Source organism: Halomonas sp. McD50-4 (assembly GCF_022348135.1).
In the GTDB taxonomy this organism is placed as follows: domain Bacteria; phylum Pseudomonadota; class Gammaproteobacteria; order Pseudomonadales; family Halomonadaceae; genus Vreelandella; species Vreelandella piezotolerans.
Map to the genome: position 1 here is coordinate 35,024 of NZ_JAKRFG010000017.1, position 18,886 is coordinate 53,909.

Sequence of the window (18,886 nt, forward strand, 5' to 3'; positions counted from 1 at the left end):
GACTGCATCGGGCCTTTTGGTGGTCAGGTGCGTGACATCGAGCCTGAACGCCCTGTACGCGTTAGTGTCGACCGTGGTGATTCTCGAAGCGAGTGACGTTCGACAGCTTGGGATTCGCCTTTGGATTGCGGCGATACAGCAGTGCCATCTTGCCGATGGTTTGCACCAGCTCGGCGTTGCTGTCAGCCAGCAGCTCGTTGATCATCGCGGCACGGTCGTCCCGCTCTGGCAGGGCGAGCTTGACTTTGATCAGCTCGTGATCGTTGAGCGCGCGGTTGAGTTCTGCGAGCAAATTGTCGGAGACGCCGTTCTCAGAAACGGTGACCACCGGGTTCAAATGGTGGCCAATGCTGCGAAATGCTTTCTTTTGTGCCTGTGACAAGCTCATGGTATCTTGCGGTATCCCGGTTAGCGCTTAACGTTCCATCTTACGGTGAAATGCCGCTGAGTGAAAGCAATCGCGTGAACGCGCCCATCCCTTATCCAAGCGTCAGATTCCCACATGCAGCAAAAGCCTCCAAGCCGAAAACATTCAGTGAGCAAAACCAGCAACAACTGGAAGAAAGAGCACTTCGACGACCAGTATGTGAAGCAGAGCTGGCAGGATGGCTATCGCTCACGGGCGAGTTACAAGCTGCTAGAGCTGGACGAGAAGGATAAGCTGTTTCGCAATGGCATGACGGTCATCGACCTGGGGGCTGCCCCTGGCGGGTGGAGCCAGATCGCCGCCGAAAAAGTCGGGCCGGAAGGGGTGGTCATCGCTTCCGATATCCTGGAGATGGATGCGCTGGCAGGTGTCGATTTCATTCAGGGTGACTTTACCGAGGAGAGCGTGCTCGATGCGATTCTCGACCGGTTGGGAAATCGCCCGGTAGACCTTGTTATGTCCGACATGGCCCCCAATATGAGTGGTATGGCGGCCATCGATCAGCCGCAGGCCATGTATTTAGCCGAGCTGGCGTTGGAGCTGGCTCGAGAAACGCTCTCTCCAAAAGGCCGCTTTTTGGTGAAAGTCTTTCAAGGAGAGGGTTTTGATGCGTACCTTAAAGAACTGCGCGGCAGTTTTGACCGAGTGGTGACCCGCAAACCGGACGCCTCACGAGCGCGCTCGCGGGAAGTCTACTTTTTAGCGGAGGGCTTTCGCGGGTGACCGGCGCGGACATGCCGCTGGCGCAATAGCCAAGATTTATCATCGCGATTGCCAGACAGGCAGGCGCAAGATGTGTCACATTATGCACACTGGACGAGCGTGACACAGATGGCCCAACGCCCAACGGGCTTTGGCAATGGTTGAACGTTAAGCTCTGGTGTAAGGTCAGAGTATTAGCGGTTAACTGACGGATTCTTGTAATGAGGGTAGCCCCTTGAACGATATGGCGAAGAACCTGATTCTGTGGTTGGTCATCGCGGCCGTTCTACTGACAGTGTTCAATAATTTCAGTACGGAAAGCGCACCTCAGACCACGAACTACTCTCAGTTCGTGCAGCAGGTGCAAAATCAACAGGTACGTAGCGTCACCATCGATGGCTACACCATCACCGGTGAGCGCACGGATGGTTCGCAGTTCCAGACCATTCGTCCAGCAGCGGAAGATCCCAAGCTGATGGACGATCTGCTCAGCAATAACGTCACCGTGGTCGGTAAGGAGCCAGAGCAGCAGAGCATCTGGACGCGTCTACTGATCGCCAGCTTTCCGATCCTGCTGATTCTGGCTATCTTCATGTTCTTCATGCGCCAAATGCAGGGCGGCGCTGGGGGCGGTAAAGGCGGCCCAATGAGTTTTGGCAAGTCCAAAGCGAAGCTGCTCTCTCAGGACCAGATCAAAACCACCTTTGCCGACGTGGCAGGCTGTGACGAAGCGAAGGAAGAGGTCGAAGAGCTGGTCGACTTCCTGCGCGACCCGACCAAGTTTCAGCGCCTGGGCGGCACCATTCCCCGCGGCGTGCTGATGGTGGGCCCGCCCGGTACCGGTAAGACGCTACTGGCCAAGTCCATCGCCGGCGAAGCCAAGGTGCCGTTCTTCTCCATCTCGGGTTCCGACTTCGTCGAGATGTTCGTGGGGGTGGGTGCTTCGCGCGTTCGCGATATGTTCGAGCAGGCCAAGAAGCAGGCGCCCTGCATCATCTTCATCGATGAGATCGATGCCGTAGGCCGCTCTCGCGGCACGGGGATGGGTGGTGGTAACGACGAGCGTGAGCAAACGCTGAACCAGCTACTGGTAGAAATGGACGGTTTTGAGGCGAACGAAGGCATCATCGTCATCGCCGCGACTAACCGCCCTGACGTACTTGACCCCGCGCTGCTGCGCCCCGGCCGTTTCGATCGCCAGGTCACCGTTGGCTTGCCAGACATTCGAGGCCGTGAGCACATTCTGGGCGTTCACCTGCGTAAGGTTCCGCTAGCGGACGACGTCAAACCGCAGCTCATCGCGCGCGGTACACCGGGCTTCTCGGGTGCCGACCTCGCAAACCTAGTGAACGAAGCCGCCCTGTTTGCCGCACGTCGTAACAAGCGCTTGGTGGGGATGGACGAGCTTGAGCTTGCCAAAGACAAGATCATGATGGGCGCAGAGCGCAAATCCATGGTCATGACCGACAAAGAGAAGCTCAATACGGCCTACCACGAAGCGGGCCACGCAATTATCGGTTTGGTCATGCCCGAACACGACCCGGTCTACAAGGTGACCATCATCCCGCGTGGCCGCGCGCTCGGTGTGACGATGTTCCTACCCGAGGAGGATCGCTACAGCCTGTCACGTCAGCAAATCATTAGTCAGATCTGCTCGTTGTTTGGTGGTCGCATCGCTGAAGAGATGACATTGGGTGTCAACGGTGTCACGACCGGTGCCTCCAACGATATCAAGCGGGCGACGGAATTGGCCCATAACATGGTCGCCAAGTGGGGGCTCTCGGATGAGATGGGCCCGATCATGTACGACGAGGACGAGTCTCACCAGTTTCTCGGCGGCCCGGGACAAGGTGGTGGCAAGTTGAAGTCGGGCGAAACCACCACGCGACTCGATAAAGAAGTGCGCAAGATCATCGACGAGTGCTACGAGCAGGCGCGCCAAATCCTGCATGACAACCGCGATAAGCTGGATGCCATGGCAGAAGCGCTGATGAAGTTCGAAACCATTGACGCCAACCAGCTCAAAGACATCATGGAAGGCCGTGACCCGCGTCCACCGGAGGGCTGGAGCGACGGTGACTCATCGGGTGGTGGTATGCGCGTGAACGATGACAAGCCTGACACCAAGTCAGAGGATCAAGCGTCGAACGCATCGAGCGACGATGGCGAAGAGGACGACGACGAGCCGCGCCGCCGTCCCTCCGACCCGCTGGGCGGCCCTGCAGGCCCTTGAGCCAGCCAAAGCCATGAGTCGCAGAGGCGTCCCCTATGGGGGCGCCTTTTTTGTTATGCTGTTGGGCAATCGTATTTATGTTTCTTTTGATTTAGGCGGCAGCATGACTTCCAACGTTGACCCTTCATCGCCTTTGCGCTCGACAAAGAGTGCTTTGCAGCTGCGCTGCGGGCGCCATACGCTCGATCTTTCGTTCCCGCGCGTCATGGGGATTTTGAACGTCACGCCAGATTCGTTCTCCGATGGCGGTCAGCATGTTGCCCTAGACGATGCACTTCGCCACGCCGAACGTATGCTGGCGGAAGGCGCCGCGATGATCGACGTGGGGGGGGAGTCCACGCGTCCCGGGGCCACGCCGGTCTCGGAACAGCAGGAGTTGGATCGTGTCGCACCCGTGGTCGAAGCCTTGGTGCGCGAGCTCGATGCGCTGGTCTCGGTGGATACCAGTAGCGCCATGGTCATTCGTGAAGCGAGCGCCTTGGGCGCAGGCATGATCAACGATGTGCGGGCGCTCGAGCGTGAGGGCGCTTTGGCCGCCGCCGCCAGCAGCGGCTTGCCTGTCTGTTTGATGCACCGCCAAGGTGAGCCGCAGAGCATGCAGCACGCGCCTAGCTATCGAGATCCCATCGAGCAAGAAGTGGCTACCTATCTCGCCGAGCGCATCGCCGCTTGTGAAGCAGTTGGGTTGCGCCGTCAGCGCTTGCTCATCGACCCTGGGTTTGGCTTTGGCAAAACCGTCGAGCATAACCTGCGGCTATTGAAGTACATGGACACGCTACATTCGCTGGAGCTGCCTATGCTAGTGGGTATGTCGCGGAAAAGTATGATCGGGAAAGTGCTGGGACGTCCTGTGGAAGAGCGGTTAGCCGGTGGACTGGCGCTGTCGGCCATGGCGGTGGAGCGAGGCGCGAGCATCCTGAGGGTGCATGATGTCGGGCCCACGGTGGATGCCGTTAACATGGCGTGGGTGGTGTTGCAGGAGGGGTGTGAGCCACCCGTGGATAAGGAGCTTTGAGTATGACAAGACGCTATTTTGGTACCGACGGCATTCGCGGTACCGTGGGGCAAGCGCCTATCACGGCCGACTTCATGCTCAAGCTGGGCTGGGCCGCCGGGCAGGTATTACGCCGTGAAAAAGGGCGCACTCGAGTATTGATCGGAAAAGATACACGAATCTCGGGCTATATGTTCGAGTCGGCGTTGGAGGCCGGTCTATCGGCCGCAGGGGTCGACGTGTCGCTGCTTGGGCCGATGCCGACGCCGGGAATCGCCTATCTCACGCGAACCTTCCGCGCCGACGCCGGGATCGTGATCTCGGCGTCTCATAATCCGTTCGACGATAACGGCATCAAGTTCTTCTCTGCTGAAGGTAAGAAGTTACCCGACGCGGTGGAAGACCGTATCGAAGCGATGCTGGAGGCGCCGTTGACCACCGTCGATGCGGCGCAGTTGGGCAAGGCGACGCGCATCGATGACGCGGCGGGCCGCTATATCGAATTCTGCAAATCGACATTGCCCGACCGGCTGAGCTTGCACGGCCTGAAAGTGGTATTGGATTGCGCCCATGGAGCCACTTACCATATCGCCCCCAGCGTGTTCCGTGAGCTGGGCGCGGACGTAAGCGTGATCGGTGCCGCACCGGATGGCTTGAATATCAACCATCAGGTTGGCTCGACACACCCGGCCGCGCTGCGCGCAGCGGTCATTCAGCAAGGGGCCGACCTTGGAGTGGCCTTCGATGGTGATGGTGATCGCGTGCTGCTTGTCGATGCCGATGGTCGAGAAGTCGATGGCGACGATATTCTCTATCTAATAGCCCGCGACCGTCACGAGCGTGGTTTGTTGGAAGGTGGCGTGGTGGGCACGCTGATGAGTAATTTCGGGCTTGCCATGGCGCTGGACCGGCTCGGCATTCCTTTTCAACGCGCTAAGGTTGGTGATCGCTTCGTCATGGAGATGATGGCGGCCAACGGTTGGGAGTTGGGAGGTGAGGCGTCCGGACACATCGTTTGCGGGCACGTACAGAGCACGGGAGACGGCGTCGTATCGGCGTTGCAGGTGCTGGCGCTGATGGTGCGAGAGCAGAAACCCTTGCCCGCACTGCTGAAAGGGCTCGAAAAAGTGCCGCAGTCGCTGGTCAACGTGCGCTTGCCCGCCGGGACGAATGCCAAAGAAGTGATGGCAGCCCAGCCCCTTATGGACGCCGTGGCTGCCCTGGAAACAGAGCTGGGTGATCAGGGCCGAGTGCTGTTGCGGCCGTCGGGTACCGAGCCATTGATTCGTGTCATGGTCGAAGGGCGTGCCCATTTGGATGTCGACCGTTTGGCCAATAAGCTGGCAACCCAAGTCGAGGCGCTGCTCGGTTAGTGGCTTCTAAAAGTGAGAGTCGCTTTTACCCGAAAAGCGCGCCGTGCCTGCGATTGCCCGTGCAACAGCGGTTGTCTTGACAAGGCGGCTCCTATACCATTTCGCTCCACCTTGAGTGAGGATTCTTCATGCGTACGCCATTGATTGCCGGCAACTGGAAAATGAACGGTTCCAAGGCGTTGATCGACGCGTTCGGCCAAGCTTTCGCGTCAGCTTCGCTGCCCACGTCCATTGACGTGGTCGTGATTCCGCCGTTTCCCTACCTAGACGCTGCACGCCAAGCGTTCAACGATACGCCGCTGCAGTTGGGTGCTCAAACGCTCAATCCTCATCACTCCGGGGCGCATACTGGAGAAGTGAGCGGTAGCATGCTCAAAGAGTTGGGCGTGACCTACGTGTTAGTGGGGCACTCTGAGCGTCGCCAGCTCTACCGCGAGAGCGACGAGCAGGTGTTCGATCGGTTGTTGGCAGCGGTGGATGCAGGGCTAACGCCGATTCTATGTGTGGGGGAAACGCTGGAAGAGCGTGATGGGGGACGCACGATGGACGTCGTTCTGCGCCAAGTTGGCTATATCATGGCCCGCTTAGCCCCCGAGCAGCGCTCACAGGTTGTCATTGCTTATGAACCCGTTTGGGCGATCGGTACGGGCCGGACGGCCACGCCAGAGCAGGCCCAAGAGGTCATGGCAGGCATTCGCGCCTATCAGGCAGGGTTTGATGCGTCGCTTGCCGAGCAGTTGAAACTGCTTTACGGCGGTAGCATGAACGCAAGTAACGCGGCTGAGCTACTGGCTCAGCCGGACATCGACGGCGGTTTGGTGGGGGGTGCTTCACTCAAAACCGACGATTTCTACGCCATTTGTCAGTCAGCAGGATAACGCCATGCAAGTTGCAATTCTTATGGTTCACGTGGTGATTGCGGTCGCCTTGGTTGTACTCATCCTGCTCCAGCAGGGAAAAGGTGCCGAAGCAGGCGCAGCCTTTGGTGGCGGTGCGTCGCAAACGGTTTTCGGCTCGCGGGGCAGCGGTAACTTCCTGTCGCGTACCACCGGTGTTTTAGCCGCTGGCTTTTTTGTGACCTCGATGGCTCTAGCATACTTTGCCACTCAGGCAGGCCAAGCGCCGGAAGCCGGTATTCCTGATGCGCGGATGATCGAACAGCAGCAAAACATTCCAACGCTTGACGACTCCCCTGCAAGTATGGATAATACCGCGCCAGTGCTAGAGGAAAGCAGCGAGTAACTTCTTGATGTCGCTTTCTTTAGCCTCCCCTGATGCCGAAGTGGTGGAATTGGTAGACACGCTATCTTGAGGGGGTAGTGACCTTACGGTCGTGCGGGTTCAAGTCCCGCCTTCGGCACCATCTGATTCGCTGATTATTCAGCTTCCCAGACTATCAGGATTGGCACCTGAGACGTAAGATGCACGTGAAGCGAACTATTGAATGAGTTCTTGACGTAAGTCCTTCAAGTGTCTATTATCGTCGACCTAGATTGATGCGGGGTGGAGCAGTCTGGTAGCTCGTCGGGCTCATAACCCGAAGGTCATCGGTTCAAATCCGGTCCCCGCTACCATTTATTTAGTAGCATGGTTTAGGCTCAATAGCATGTATTAAGGTGCTTTTGATCTGCGAAAAATTCGCGACATGTTGCTAAAATGGTACTACAGGTTTCTTTTGAAAAGCCCCTTCCTGTGAAGGGGCTTTTTGTTAGTAGCTTTTTGTAACTGGTTTTTTGTAAACAGCTTTTATGAAGAGCTTTTTGCGAGCCAAGCGTGTCTCAAGAGCGGATGCTGTTCGAGTAGCCAGAGACACATTCCCAGGTAATGCCAATCAGCCACCTAGCTTTTCTTACGACTCCTGGCCAGGTGCCTGATGCAACGGCTATAGGAGCTTTGTCTGTGGCCACAAAACACGCTGCGCTTCACGCGCTGATCGAACCTGTCGTTGCCGCCATGGGCTTCGAGCTATGGGGTATCGACCATATTTCCCAGGGCAAGCATTCGCGGCTGGTGATTTACATCGAGCGCGAGAGCGGTGTCAGCGTGGAAGACTGCGCTGATATTAGCCGCCAAGTCAGTGCCGTGATGGATGTGGAAGACCCAATTCCCGGCGAATACCGCTTGGAAGTCTCGTCGCCCGGCATGGCACGTCCTCTTTACTCCCTGGATCACTTTATCCGCTATCAGGGCCACCATGTCGCTCTGAAGCTACGCGTCGCGTTCGATGGGCGGCGCAAATACCAAGGGCTCCTCGCAGGTGTCGAGGGCGATGAAGTGCTACTGCAACTGGAAGGCGAAGAGTACTGCTTTCCTATCGAAAGCATCGATTCTGCGCACGTTGTCCCGCAGTTCGACGAATAATACGGGTCGCGGCTTCCGGCAGGCGCCGGGATGATGCACAAAAGGACAGGTTTTCTGGCGAGGCAAACGCATGAGTAAAGAAATCTTAATGGTCGTGGACGCGATCTCCAATGAAAAAGGCGTCCCCCGCGATGTTATCTTCGAGGCGGTCGAAGCCGCACTGGCAAGCGCGTCTCGTAAGCGTTTCGAGCATGAAGAAGCGAACGTGCGCGTGCATATCGATCGCCGCACGGGCGACTACGATACGTTCCGCTACTGGACCGTGGTCGAAGACGACGAATTCGAAACGCCAGACTATGAAATCAAAGAGAGCATTGCCGAGCAGCGCGACCCGCCGCTGAAACTGGGCGATGTGGTCGAGCAAAAGATCGAAAACGCCGTGTTCGGGCGTATCGCCGCGCAAACTGCCAAGCAGGTCATCGTGCAGAAAGTGCGCGAAGCCGAGCGTGCCGAAGTCGTGCGTCAGTACGCTGACCGTGAAGGCGAACTCGTCGCGGGTATCGTTAAGAAGACTACCCGTGATGGTCTGATCATCGATCTGGGTGAGAACGCCGAAGCGTTTTTGCCGCGCAACGAGATGATCCAGGGCGAGCGCTACCGGATGAACGAGCGCGTACGTGCGCTGCTGGTCAAGGTCGACCCGGAGGCTCGCGGCGCGCAACTGCAGCTTTCGCGCACCTGTCCTGAGTTCATCATCGAGCTGTTCAAGATCGAGGTGCCGGAAATCGCCGAGCAGCTGATCGAGATCAAGGGGGCCGCTCGCGACCCCGGCTCGCGGGCCAAGATTGCCGTCAAAACCAACGATCGCCGCATCGATCCGGTGGGTGCGTGTGTGGGTATGCGCGGTTCCCGCGTTCAGGCGGTGTCGTCTGAGCTGCAAAACGAGCGTGTGGATATCGTTCTGTGGGACGACAACCCGGCTCAACTGGTGATCAACGCCATGGCGCCGGCCGACGTGGCCTCGATCTTGGTGGACGAGGATGCGCACGCTATGGACGTCGCCGTGGCCCAGGACAACCTGGCACAGGCCATTGGCCGTAGCGGCCAGAACGTGCGTTTGGCGTCTGAATTGACCGGCTGGCGGATCAACGTCATGACCGAAGACGAAGCCGAGTCGAAGCGCGAGCAGGAGATCGACAGCCTGGTGGATTCCTTCGTTCATCATCTGGGGGTCGATGATGAGGTCGCTCGCCTGCTGGTGGAGGAAGGGTTCACCACCCTGGAAGAAGTCGCCTACGTGCCGCTCGAAGAGATGCTCGACATCGAAGAATTCGACGAAGAGTTGGTCGAAGAGCTGCGGGCACGTGCGAAAGACGAGCTGCTGACGATGGCCATTGCCTCGGAAGAAGCGCTAGACGGTGCTCAACCAGCGGACGATCTGCTGGAAATGGACGGCATGGAGCGTCATTTGGCCTTCATTCTGGCCAGTCGCGGCATTGTCACAATGGAAGATCTCGCCGAGCAGTCTGTCGACGATCTGGTCGATATCGAGGAGTTGGACGAAGCGCGCGCAGCGGCACTGATCATGACTGCCCGTGCGCCCTGGTTTGAAGTCGATGACGCATCGGACTCAAACACACAGTAAACAGGTCACGGGCTGAGGAGGGTCACTATGTCAGATATGACAGTTAAAGATTTTGCAGTAAAGGTGGGCCGCGATGTGCCCCGCCTCTTGGAACAGATGAAAGAAGCCGGTTTGAAACACCGCTCGGAAAGTGACGCCGTCTCTGAAGACGACAAACAGACGCTGCTGAGCTTTTTGAAGAAAAGCCACGGCGGTGGTGACAGCGAGCCGAGCAAGAATCGCATCACGCTGACCCGTAAAACCCGTAGCCGTATCAAGACCGGCGAGCGTGGTAAAACGATCGAAGTGCAGGTGCGTAAGAAGAAAACGTACGTCAAGCGTGAGGAAGAAGAGAAGCCGAAGGCGCCCGAACCCAAGCACTCGGGGCCGCGTCAGTTAGTCGGTGACATGGCCGAAGCGGAAGCCGAGCGCAAAGCGCGTGATGCTCGCGCTGCAGAAGAGAAAGCCGCTGCGGCGAAAGCCCAGGCAGCCGAAGATGCCGCTCGTAAAGAGGCGGAAGAGCAAGCCAAGGCCAAAGCCACTGATGTGCCGGACATCGAGGTGCCTGAGCTAGACATCGAAGACACGTCGACAGGTGACGATCTACCGCCTGCGCCGCCTAAGGAGGGTCGTACCGACCGTCGTACTGCACCGCCGAAAAAGGCTGCAGCGAAGAAGAAAGGTCGTGACGACGACGATGATCGCGGTGATCGCGAAGAGCGCAAGCGTGGCGGCGGCAAAAAAGTGAAGCGTGCCGAGCGCCGTGGCGGACGTCGCGGTGGGGCGAGCCAAAATGGCAACGGCAAGCACGGCTTCCAGAAGCCGACGCAGCCGATCGTCCGTGAAGTCTCGATCCCTGAGTCGATCAGCGTTGCTGAGCTGGCCGACAAGATGTCGATCAAGGCCAACGAAGTGATCAAGGCCATGTTCACCATGGGCGCAGCTGTGACCATCAACCAGACCATCGATCAAGATACGGCGGCGATCGTGGTGGAAGAGATGGGCCACAAGGTCAAACTGGTGAAGGATGACGCACTGGAAACGGAAATGCTGGAAGGCATCTCTTACGAAGGTGAAGAGATCACCCGCTCACCGGTCGTCACCGTCATGGGTCACGTCGACCACGGTAAGACCTCACTGCTGGACTACATCCGTCGTGCGAAAGTCGCCACTGGCGAAGCTGGCGGTATTACCCAGCACATCGGTGCCTACCATGTGGAAGATGACCACGGCGGCGTGACCTTCCTGGATACCCCCGGTCACGCGGCGTTTACCGCCATGCGTGCTCGCGGTGCGAAAGCCACCGACGTGGTCATCCTGGTGGTGGCGGCCGACGATGGCGTCATGCCGCAAACCATCGAGGCCGTCGAGCACTCGAAAGCCGCTGGCGTACCGATGGTCGTAGCCGTGAACAAGATCGATAAGCCCCAGGCCGATCCTGATCGTGTCAAGAACGAGCTTTCTCAGCACGGCGTGATCTCGGAAGAGTGGGGGGGCGATACGCAGTTCGTTCACGTCTCGGCGAAAAGTGGTGAAGGCATCGAAGACCTGCTGGAAGCGATTCAGCTCGTGTCCGAGGTTCTCGAACTCAAAGCCGTACCGTCTGCGCCAGGTAAAGGGGTCGTCGTCGAGTCACGCTTGGACAAAGGCCGCGGTCCCGTGGCGACCGTGCTGGTACAAAACGGTACGCTCAAGAAGGGCGACATCGTCCTGGCGGGCCTGCACTACGGTCGCGTTCGCGCGCTGACCAACGAGCTAGGCAAGCAGGTCGATACCGCTGGCCCCGCCATGCCGGTAGAGATCCAAGGTCTCGACGGCACACCAGATGCTGGTGACGACTTCATGGTCGTGGCCGACGAGAAGAAAGCCCGCGAAGTGGCCAACTTCCGTCAGGGTAAATACCGCGAAGTACGCCTGGCGCGTCAGCAGAAGGCCAAGCTGGAGAACATGTTCAGCCAGATGGGCCAAGACGAAGTGGCCAAGGTCAACATCGTCCTCAAAGCCGACGTACAGGGCTCGCTGGAAGCGATCAAAGGCGCCTTGGAAGAGCTCTCCACCGAAGAAGTACAGGTGGCCGTGGTCTCCTCCGGTGTGGGTGGTATCACCGGTACCGACGCCAACTTGGCGCTGGCCTCGGAAGCCATCGTGGTCGGCTTCAACGTCCGTGCTGATGCCGCAGCCCGTGAGATCATCGAGCGTGAAGGTTTGGATCTGCGCTACTACAGCGTCATCTACCACCTGATCGACGAAGTCAAACAGGCCATGAGCGGTATGCTTGCCCCCGAGTGGAAAGAAGAAATCGTGGGTGTGGCCGAAGTACGCGACGTGTTCCGCGCGCCGAAGATCGGTGCGGTGGCTGGCTGTATGGTCGTCGAAGGCACCGTTTCGCGCAGCAAGCGCATCCGCGTTCTGCGTGACAACGTGGTCATCTACGAAGGCGAGCTCGAATCGCTGCGCCGCTTCAAAGACGACGTGCAAGAAGTGCGTAACGGCATGGAGTGTGGCATCGGCGTGAAGAACTACAACGATGTCCAGGTCGGCGACAAGATCGAAGTCTTTGACCAAGTGAAGGTCGAGCGCAGCCTGTAAGGCCGCGCGAGGAGCAATCATGCGCGAATTCAAGCGTACCGACCGAGTAGCCGACCAGCTCCAAAAGGAGCTGGCGGTACTGATCCAACGCGAAGTGAAAGATCCGCGCTTGGGCATGGTCACGGTGAGCGGGGCCACCGTTAGTCGTGACCTTGGCTACGCCGATATCTACGTGACGCTGCTGGGGGAGCAAGATCCCGAGCGTATCAAGGAGAACCTGCAGGTGCTCAAGCGCGCCTCGGGGTTTCTGAGAAGCCAAATCGCCAAGCGTATTCAACTCCGGCACGTGCCGGAGCTGCGTTTTCACTTCGATGAAAGCGTGGTGCGCGGCCAGCACCTCTCGTCGCTAATCGACGAAGCGGTCTCTTCTGACCGCGCACGTCAAGCCGATGACGACACTCCGGATGCGGGCGAGGAGACGCGCTAATGGCCCGTCGCCGTCGCGGATTACCGGTCAATGGCGTGGTGCTGCTGGATAAGCCGAAAGGCCTCTCCAGCAACCACGCGTTGCAGCGCGTGCGTCGTCTGTTCGAGGCGCAAAAAGCCGGACATACCGGCACGCTGGACCCCATGGCAACAGGGCTTCTGCCTATCTGCCTGGGGGAGGCCACCAAGTTTTCCGCGCACCTACTGGAAGCCGACAAGATGTATCGCACCCGGGTAGAGTTGGGGGTGATCACCGACACCGGCGATGCCGAGGGTAACGTCATCGAGCGGCGTGAGGTGCCAAGCCTCACCGGCGAGGAGGTGGAGGCCGTGCTGGTCCGCTTTCGTGGCGAGATCGAACAGGTACCGCCCATGTATTCGGCGTTGAAGCACCAGGGCAAAAAGCTCTACGAGCTGGCGCGTGAGGGCAAGCAGGTTGAACGTGCAGCGCGGCGGGTTAGCGTGTATGATGCGCGCCTGCTGGCGTTCGAGGGCACGGCGTTCGAGCTGGAAGTCAGCTGTAGCAAAGGCACGTATATCCGTACCTTGGCCGAAGACATCGGTCACGCCCTGGGCTGTGGTGCCCACATCAGTCAGCTACGGCGGCTCAAAACCGGACCGTTCGATGGCGACGCGATGTGGACACTCGAGGCGTTGGAAGCACTGGCTAGCCAAGCCGACCGCGAAGCCGAACTCATGCCCGTGGATGTGCTGGTCGATCATCTGCCATCGCTGAACGTCGATGACACCTCGTTTGGCCGACTGGCCCACGGACAGTCAGCCGAGCTCACCGTCGATGAATTGGCACCCGATGCGTTGGCACGACTTTATCACGCCGAGACGTTTATCGGCCTTGGCGTTGTAAAAGGGCCGCAGGAAGTGGCCCCCAGGCGGCTGTTAAGCACGGTCGCTCGTTCGTAATATCGCGGTAAAACGTTGCAAGGATGTGGCGATTTGCGCGAAAATGGTCGCCTGAGACTGCAAATATGCGTGGTCTCACCCATTCATTTTTAGGCATATTGCTTACTGGAGAGACAGATGGCATTAACCGCTGAGAAAAAGGCCGAGATCGTCAACGAATACGGCCGCGGCGATAACGATACCGGTTCCCCTGAAGTTCAGGTTGCACTGCTGAGCGCCAACATCAACGGCCTGCAGGATCACTTCAAGACCAACAAGCAGGATCACCACTCTCGTCGTGGTCTGATCCGCATGGTAAACCAGCGTCGTAAGCTGCTGGACTACCTGAAGCGTAAAGATTTCGAACGCTATCAGTCTCTGATTCAGCGTCTGGGTCTGCGCCGCTAAGTTTTTAACGGCCATGATTCGAAACGGGCAGCTCCTTGTGAGCTGCCCGTTTTTTTGTTTCTGGTAGCCGTACGGCGCCTCAACGCCTAGAATGGTGGCGAGTCAAACGACCCAAGCGAAAAGACAAGTAGCTATTAATGTTAAAGGAAGTAGCCGTGAATCCGGTCAAAAAAACGTTCCAATACGGTCGCAGCACCGTCACCCTCGAAACTGGGCGTATCGCTCGCCAAGCCACTGGTGCCGTGATGGTCACCATGGACGACACCGTCGTCCTATGTACGGTGGTGGCGAAGAAAGACGTCAACCCAGGCCAGCCCTTCTTTCCGCTCTCGGTACACTACCAAGAGAAAACCTACGCCGTGGGTAAAATCCCCGGTGGCTTCTTCAAGCGTGAAGGCCGCCCGACGGAGAAAGAGACCCTCACGTCGCGTTTGATCGACCGCCCGATTCGCCCGCTGTTTCCGAAAGGCTTCATGAACGAAGTGCAGGTGATCTGTACCGTTCTATCCACCGACCGTAATCACGATCCGGACATCGCGGCCATGCTCGGCACCTCGGCGGCGCTGAGCATCTCAGGCGTTCCGTTCAATGGCCCGATTGGTGCCGCCCGTGTTGGCTTCAACGAAGAGCAAGGCTACTTCCTGAATCCCACCGTCGAAGAGCTGACCACCTCCGAGCTGGACATGGTGGTGGCCGGTACCGAAAACGCCGTGCTGATGGTGGAGTCCGAAGCGCAAGAACTGCTCGAAGACGAAATGCTGGGTGCCGTACTGTTTGGCCACCAGGAGATGCAGGTCGCGATCGACGCCATCAAAGAGCTGACCGCTGAAGCCGGTAAGCCGCGCTGGGAGTGGCAGGCGCCGGCAGAAAACGTTGCCTTGAAAACGGCCATGGCCGACGCCTTTGAAGCCAAAGTGGGTGAGGCGTACCGCATCACCGATAAAATGCAGCGCCAAGATGCACTCGCAGCGCTGAAAGACGCGGCCGTCGAACAGTTAGCGGCCGCGGAAGGCGAAGAGGAAGCGGAAGGCAAGTTCAGCAAGGATGACGTGAAAGGCGCGTTCGCAGCGCTTGAGAAGCGTGTGGTGCGCTCCCGCGTGGTCAAGGGCGAGCCGCGCATCGATGGCCGCGACAACGTTACCGTGCGTCCGCTGAACATCGACGTCGGCGTGCTGCCGAAAACTCACGGCTCGGCCATCTTCACCCGTGGTGAGACCCAGGCCATTGCGGTCGCAACACTCGGCACGCTGCGTGATTCGCAGCTCATCGAGTCGCTGGAAGGCGAGCGTAAAGACCGCTTCATGCTGCACTACAACTTCCCTCCCTACTCGGTGGGTGAAGCTGGCTTCATGGGTGGCCCAAAGCGCCGTGAAATCGGCCACGGCCGTTTGGCGCGTCGCGGTGTCCAAGCGATGCTGCCGTCTGAAGAAGAGTTCCCCTACACCATCCGTGTGGTGTCGGAAATCACCGAATCCAATGGCTCTAGCTCCATGGCGTCCGTGTGCGGCTCCTCGCTGGCGTTGATGGATGCGGGCGTTCCGCTGAAAGCCCCGGTGGCGGGTATTGCCATGGGCCTCGTCAAAGACGAAGACGGCTACGCGGTGCTGACCGATATCCTGGGTGACGAAGACCACCTGGGTGACATGGACTTCAAAGTGGCCGGTTCTGAAGAGGGCGTCACTGCCCTGCAGATGGACATCAAGATCGAGGGCATCAACGAAGAGATCATGGAGACTGCGCTGCAACAGGCCCACGATGCGCGCATCGGTATCCTGGCGCAGATGAACGCCGTGATCAGCCAAAGCCGTAACGAGGTGTCGGAAAACGCCCCCTCCATGGCGACGATCAAAATCGATCCGGACAAGATTCGCGACGTCATCGGCAAGGGCGGCGCCACCATTCGCAAGATTTGCGAAGACACCGGTGCATCGATCGATCTTGATGACGATGGCACCGTTCGCATCTACGCCGAAGACAAAGCCGCTGCCAAGAAAGCGATCGATACCGTACTGGCGATCACCGCCGAAGCGGAAATCGGCAAGCTGTACAAAGGCAAGGTCGTACGTATCGCCGACTTTGGTGCGTTCGTGAACATCATGCCGGGAACCGATGGCCTGGTGCACATCTCGCAAATCGTCCAGGAGCGCGTCAATAACGTGCGCGACTTCCTGAACGAAGGCGACGATGTCATCGTGAAGGTGTTGGATATCGACAACCGCAACCGCGTGAAGCTCTCGATCAAAGAGATCACCGAAGAAGAGAAAGCAGCGTTTGAAGCTGCCGAGGCGGACGTCGCTAGCTAACGAGCGCTCAGCGTAGGATTTACCGCCCCCGCAGCCCTTGGCTGTGGGGGCGGTGTCGTTTTGATAGGTCAGGAATGTGAGGACATATCATGGAGCAGCAGGAATCGCCGCGTTGGTGGGCGGTGGTGGCCGTGATGATCGGCATTTTTTTGTTGGTGACCGCAGAGCAACTACCTATCGGTTTGCTCTCTCAGGTGGCAGAATCGATGGGCGTGACCCCAGGTATGGCAGGGTTGATGGTGACGGTGCCCGGCGTCGTGGCGGCGTTTTCAGCGCCGCTGCTGCCGGTGGCGGTAGGGCGTCTCGATCGCCGTATCATGCTGACGCTGATGATGGCAGTGATGGTGCTGGGCAGCGTGCTCTCCGCCATGGCCAGCAACTTTGCCCTACTGTTGGCGGCGCGAGTGTTGGTGGGTATCAGTATCGGCGGTTTTTGGGCCATTGCGGGCAGTATTGCGCCACGTCTGGTGCCTAGCGATCAGGTATCGCGGGCCATGACCATCATTTTTGGCGGCGTGGCGGCGGCCTCGGTGCTTGGCGTACCGTTGGGCACGCTGCTGGGTGATATCAGTAACTGGCGCGTGGCCTTTGGTGCCTTGGGGGGCTTGAGTTTGCTCACGGCGTTGGCGCTTTGGCGCTGGCTACCGCCACTGCCGCCCCGAGAGCCGGTGCGGCTTCGGGTGCTGGCGCAACAGCTAAAGAACCGTGGCGTGCGGGTAGCCGTGTTGACCACGGGGTTTGTTGTGGTGGGTCACTTTGCGGCCTACACCTTCATTAGTCCCATTTTGCAAGAGATCAGCGGGGTCGCGCAGCGCCATGTCGGAAGCCTGCTGCTGCTGTACGGTGCGTCGGGGATTTTGGGCAATATCGTTGCAGGGATGTTTGCTGGCCGTCACCCGTACCGTGCGGTGCTCGCGATTCCTAGCGTACTGCTGGTGGTCGTGGCGATCTTCCCGGTGGTAGGCGTAGAGCCGACCAGTGGCGTGCTGCTGTTAATGCTGTGGGGTGCTGTATTTGGCAGCGTATCAGTGAGTATTCAGACATGGATTCTACGCACGGCGCCCAATACGGAAGCCGCCACGGCGTTAATGGCGTTCGTCTTCAACATGTCGATTGGCCTGGGGGCCATGGTCGGGGGGCAAGTGGTCGATGGCACCAGCCTGCCGGTGGCGATGTGGGTCGCCTCGGGGCTGTTCCTCATGGGCGTACTGTTGGTATGGCGCACGCCGTCGCGCATCGTTGGTGAAAAGCGCCGCTAATACACGATGGGTAAAAGCCCCCGCCACGGCGGGGGCACGCTTTAGCGGGGCACAGCGGGCGTTATGGACGCTCGATGGCCAGTGCAACCCCTTGGCCACCGCCAATACATAGCGTCGCCAAGCCTTTTTTGGCATCGCGGGCGATCATTTCGTGGAGCAGTGTCACCAGCACGCGGCAGCCCGACGCACCAATGGGGTGACCTAGCGCGATGGCGCCGCCGTTGACGTTCACCTTCGACGTGTCCCAGCCCAGCTCTTTATTGACCGACAGCGCTTGAGCAGCGAAGGCTTCGTTGGCTTCGACGAGGTCCAGGTCATCCAGGCTCCAGCCCGCTTTTTCCAGGCAGCGACGGGTGGCGGGGGCCGGTCCGATCCCCATGATGGCCGGGTCGACGCCTGCGTTGGAGTAGGCGGCAATGCGGGCTAGGGGCTCCAGGCCAAGCTCTTTGGCTTTTTCCGCCGAGCAGAGCATAACCACGGCCGCGCCGTCGTTCAGCGACGAGGCGTTACCCGCCGTCACGGTGCCCTCTTTCTTGAAGGCAGGACGCATCCCGGCCAGCTTGTCTGCCGTGACTTCACGAGGGTTTTCGTCGGTATCGAAGACCACCGGGTCGCCTTTACGCTGCGGCACCTCGACCGGGACAATCTGGCTTTTGAATTTGCCCTCTTTGATGGCGGCGGCAGCTTTTTGCTGGGAAGCGGCGGCAAATTCGTCCATGGCTTCTCGCGTGATGCCATATTTCTCTGCCAGGTTCTCGGCCGTAATGCCCATGTGGTAGTTATTGAACGCATCCCACAAGCCATCATGCACCATGGAGTCGATAGCCTTCCAGTCGCCCATGCGCTGGCCGTTGCGCGAGTTCGGCAGAATATGGGGAGAGGTGGACATGTTCTCCTGACCACCGGCCAGCACGATCTCGGCATCGCCGCAGCGGATGGCTTGAGTCGCCAAGTGCAGCGCTTTGAGGCCAGAGCCACATACTTTGTTGATCGTCATGGCCGGTACGGTGTCTGGCAGGCCTGCCTTGATGGCTGCTTGGCGCGCCGGGTTTTGGCCAACGCCTGCGGTCAGCACCTGACCCAGCAGCACTTCGTCGATCTGCTCGGGCGCGACGCCGGTGGAAGCGATAATGTCTTTGATGACCAGCGCACCCAAATCGCTGGCGGGAATCCCTGCGAGTGATCCCCCGAAACTACCTACAGCGGTGCGGCGAGCCGCCACAATGACCACGTCTTGCATACAATGACTCCTTGAGTGAGTGTCGCATTGTGCCTATGGCAGATAGGCGTGCCGCCTATCCATAGTTGTTAGTGGTGTGACTTTGTGTCGTGTCAGGCTTGGCTATC

16 protein-coding genes and 2 tRNA genes are annotated in these 18,886 nt (G+C 58.9%); 16 read left to right on the top strand and 2 right to left on the bottom strand.

What is annotated here, in order from left to right; genetic code table 11:
• Positions 1 to 61: 61 nt before the first annotated feature.
• Positions 62 to 388 (bottom strand): ribosome assembly RNA-binding protein YhbY, encoded by a 327-nt coding sequence (gene yhbY, locus MHM85_RS16670; protein ID WP_153843158.1) that lies wholly within the window; start codon positions 386 to 388, stop codon positions 62 to 64.
• 114 nt (positions 389 to 502) lie between these two features.
• Here yhbY and rlmE point away from each other — a divergent pair, with 114 nt between their 5' ends.
• The 16 genes from rlmE to MHM85_RS16750 all read left to right on the top strand — a co-directional run bounded on the left by rlmE (position 503) and on the right by MHM85_RS16750 (position 17,539).
• On the top strand, positions 503 to 1,150 hold the full coding sequence (gene rlmE, locus MHM85_RS16675; protein ID WP_153843157.1) for a 23S rRNA (uridine(2552)-2'-O)-methyltransferase RlmE: 648 nt from the start codon (positions 503 to 505) through the stop codon (positions 1,148 to 1,150).
• Between the two features lie 214 nt (positions 1,151 to 1,364).
• Positions 1,365 to 3,362, top strand: a complete 1,998-nt coding sequence (gene ftsH / locus MHM85_RS16680) for an ATP-dependent zinc metalloprotease FtsH (protein ID WP_139527968.1) — start codon at positions 1,365 to 1,367, stop codon at positions 3,360 to 3,362.
• Positions 3,363 to 3,465: 103 nt separating this feature from the next.
• The gene (gene folP / locus MHM85_RS16685) at positions 3,466 to 4,377 is read left to right on the top strand and encodes a dihydropteroate synthase (protein WP_239286470.1); all 912 of its coding nucleotides are present in this window, start codon (positions 3,466 to 3,468) and stop codon (positions 4,375 to 4,377) included.
• A gap of 2 nt (positions 4,378 to 4,379) precedes the next feature.
• The gene (gene glmM, locus MHM85_RS16690) at positions 4,380 to 5,729 is read left to right on the top strand and encodes a phosphoglucosamine mutase (RefSeq protein ID WP_139527969.1); all 1,350 of its coding nucleotides are present in this window, start codon (positions 4,380 to 4,382) and stop codon (positions 5,727 to 5,729) included.
• Positions 5,730 to 5,857: 128 nt separating this feature from the next.
• Positions 5,858 to 6,607 (top strand): triose-phosphate isomerase, encoded by a 750-nt coding sequence (tpiA, locus tag MHM85_RS16695; RefSeq protein WP_153843156.1) that lies wholly within the window; start codon positions 5,858 to 5,860, stop codon positions 6,605 to 6,607.
• A gap of 4 nt (positions 6,608 to 6,611) precedes the next feature.
• Entirely contained in the window at positions 6,612 to 6,971 is a 360-nt protein-coding gene (gene secG, locus MHM85_RS16700; protein ID WP_153843155.1) for a preprotein translocase subunit SecG, read from the top strand.
• Between the two features lie 34 nt (positions 6,972 to 7,005).
• Positions 7,006 to 7,092: transfer RNA gene (locus MHM85_RS16705), tRNA-Leu, on the top strand.
• 134 nt (positions 7,093 to 7,226) lie between these two features.
• A tRNA-Met gene (locus tag MHM85_RS16710) sits at positions 7,227 to 7,303 on the top strand.
• Between the two features lie 325 nt (positions 7,304 to 7,628).
• Positions 7,629 to 8,090 (top strand): ribosome maturation factor RimP, encoded by a 462-nt coding sequence (gene rimP / locus MHM85_RS16715; RefSeq protein ID WP_139527972.1) that lies wholly within the window; start codon positions 7,629 to 7,631, stop codon positions 8,088 to 8,090.
• 70 nt (positions 8,091 to 8,160) lie between these two features.
• Positions 8,161 to 9,675 carry a transcription termination factor NusA gene (nusA, locus tag MHM85_RS16720; RefSeq protein WP_153843154.1) on the top strand — a complete coding sequence of 505 codons (1,515 nt, stop codon included), beginning with the start codon at positions 8,161 to 8,163 and terminating at the stop codon, positions 9,673 to 9,675.
• Between the two features lie 27 nt (positions 9,676 to 9,702).
• Complete coding sequence (infB, locus tag MHM85_RS16725; protein ID WP_153843153.1) at positions 9,703 to 12,243, top strand: translation initiation factor IF-2; 2,541 nt, start codon at positions 9,703 to 9,705, stop codon at positions 12,241 to 12,243.
• A gap of 19 nt (positions 12,244 to 12,262) precedes the next feature.
• Positions 12,263 to 12,670 (top strand): 30S ribosome-binding factor RbfA, encoded by a 408-nt coding sequence (rbfA, locus tag MHM85_RS16730; RefSeq protein WP_219862522.1) that lies wholly within the window; start codon positions 12,263 to 12,265, stop codon positions 12,668 to 12,670.
• Complete coding sequence (truB, locus tag MHM85_RS16735) at positions 12,670 to 13,590, top strand: tRNA pseudouridine(55) synthase TruB (RefSeq protein ID WP_239286469.1); 921 nt, start codon at positions 12,670 to 12,672, stop codon at positions 13,588 to 13,590. Before rbfA ends, truB begins: the two co-directional genes overlap by 1 nt.
• A 117-nt stretch (positions 13,591 to 13,707) precedes the next feature.
• Entirely contained in the window at positions 13,708 to 13,977 is a 270-nt protein-coding gene (gene rpsO / locus MHM85_RS16740; protein ID WP_009723734.1) for a 30S ribosomal protein S15, read from the top strand.
• A gap of 137 nt (positions 13,978 to 14,114) precedes the next feature.
• Positions 14,115 to 16,280, top strand: a complete 2,166-nt coding sequence (gene pnp, locus MHM85_RS16745; RefSeq protein ID WP_139527977.1) for a polyribonucleotide nucleotidyltransferase — start codon at positions 14,115 to 14,117, stop codon at positions 16,278 to 16,280.
• Between the two features lie 89 nt (positions 16,281 to 16,369).
• Positions 16,370 to 17,539, top strand: a complete 1,170-nt coding sequence (locus MHM85_RS16750; protein ID WP_139527978.1) for an MFS transporter — start codon at positions 16,370 to 16,372, stop codon at positions 17,537 to 17,539.
• 61 nt (positions 17,540 to 17,600) lie between these two features.
• Here MHM85_RS16750 and MHM85_RS16755 read toward each other — a convergent pair whose 3' ends face one another.
• A complete protein-coding gene (locus MHM85_RS16755; protein WP_239286468.1) occupies positions 17,601 to 18,779 on the bottom strand; it encodes an acetyl-CoA C-acetyltransferase in 1,179 nt (392 codons plus the stop codon).
• Positions 18,780 to 18,886: the final 107 nt, after the last annotated feature.